Origin of the sequence: Streptomyces sp. NPDC003038 (assembly GCF_040611115.1) — a bacterium.
GTDB lineage: Bacteria > Actinomycetota > Actinomycetes > Streptomycetales > Streptomycetaceae > Streptomyces.
This window is the reverse complement of the sequence record NZ_JBEXNN010000112.1, coordinates 1-1,606: the sequence shown is the minus strand read 5'-3', so window position 1 is coordinate 1,606 and position 1,606 is coordinate 1. Positions and strand designations below refer to the sequence as shown.

The following is a 1,606-nucleotide window of genomic DNA, read 5'->3' as shown; positions in this document are numbered from 1 at the left end:
GGCGCATCTTCCGCCACGCTCGCTGCAGCCCCGATCGACTCGCGTCAGCCGCCAAGGCGGTCCTCACCCTGGAGAGGCAACGCTGAAAAGGCTCAGTGAATGAGCTTGTTCAACTTGAGCTTCAGGGAAGCGCTTGAGGCACCTGTGACCCGCGTATCTACGGGAGTCGTGTCACCCGATCGGTGGCCACACTGAACAAGCTCAATCATCGGGCCGTCCATGGTGAAAGTGTACGCCCTCGCCATCCCGACCTTCACCACTGAAGTGCCGACTCCCCGCTGGTCACGCCAAAGACCTTTGTAGCACTGTCATTGGCCTCTGCTCGGCGAGCCCAGCCAGCCTCTTCTGCTCGTCCTGGCCGTCGTTGCAGCATCGTCCACACAACAGGCGCCGTATCCTCGGCTGCGTGGGCAGGGGGATGTTGTACGGGCGGCGGTCGTCCTGTTGAAGGCGGAGGTCATAGCGGCACCGGCCGCACATTAGACCCATCGCTGAGGCTTGGTTGTCCGTCCAGCTCGGCCAATCGCAGGCAAGGGCAAGCCTCATGTTTGCACAGCCCTCAGGGCGCGGCTCAAGGTAGACGAAAGAGAAGCCCCCGACCTCTGCGCGAACCTCGTGGATCTGCCGCTGGAGCGAGGGCATCCACTGGACCAGTCGTCCCAAGTTCTCGGCGAGGATGCGGATTTCCTCACCCCGGCGCACACGTCCGGCCCTGATGGCCAGCGGCGGCCGATAGGCGGCCACGACCTGATGAGGGACGTTAAGTAGGGCCAGATCTTTGGCGACTTCCGCAGCGCTGGCTCTCCCATCCCCGCAGTTGGCCTCCCGCCAAATCCCCAACCCATCACCTCCCAGAACCCCAGATGTACTGACCGTTCTGACCACGCGCCGCTGCGCGGTCCGGACTGTTGGGGACACCACTTCTACCATTACTCATCCCATATGGTTGCGGTCGACGCCGGTCGGGGAGCGTGCCGGTCGAATCTTGCATCGGTGTTCCGATCGTGGGCCCGGCTCGGAGCTTGCCTACGAATATGCCGTCAAAGCTATCGGGCGGATCCTCCACCTACGGTGATTTCCGATGCGGGTCGACACAAAACTCCCGGCATTTTCGGGCTCAGTCGCTGATCTTGTGATCGGGGGGGTCAGGATCTGTGCAGGATGCGAATGCGGAGGAGATGCAATGCCCCTGCACTGCCGGATGGTCTCGTAGGAGACGATCACACCGCGTTCGGTCATCAGCTCCTCGACTTCGCGGTAGCTGAGGGCGAAGCGGAAGTGCAGCCACACGCAGTGCGAGATGACCTCCACCGGGTACCGGTGATTCTTGTACGACGCCGGCACATCCGACACAACCGGCTCCTCTCCCGAACACCCCCAACCCCAAGATCATCCCACCCCAGCCAACGACCTGACAGTGCCCATGTCACAACGTTAAGCGTGCGTGTGACTGCTCCAGGTCTCCCGCACCACCTCCTGCGCCCGCCGCAGCAACATCCCCGGCCCTTGAACCGTTCCGGGTTCGGTAGAGACTTGATTCCGTGAAAGGATCGAGTAATGGCACGCCCTTCCTCCTATCCCCTTGAGCTGCGCAAACGAGCGGTCG

2 pseudogenes are annotated in these 1,606 nt (G+C 62.4%); one reads left to right on the top strand and one right to left on the bottom strand.

The features are described from left to right. A pseudogene (locus tag ABZX75_RS34315) lies at positions 1–86 on the top strand (IS5/IS1182 family transposase); the annotation flags it as partial. A 1,111-nt stretch (positions 87–1,197) separates the two neighbouring features. Here ABZX75_RS34315 and ABZX75_RS34310 read toward each other — a convergent pair. Further along, positions 1,198–1,344: pseudogene (locus ABZX75_RS34310) on the bottom strand (IS6 family transposase); the annotation flags it as partial. Between the last annotated feature and the right edge of the window lie 262 nt (positions 1,345–1,606).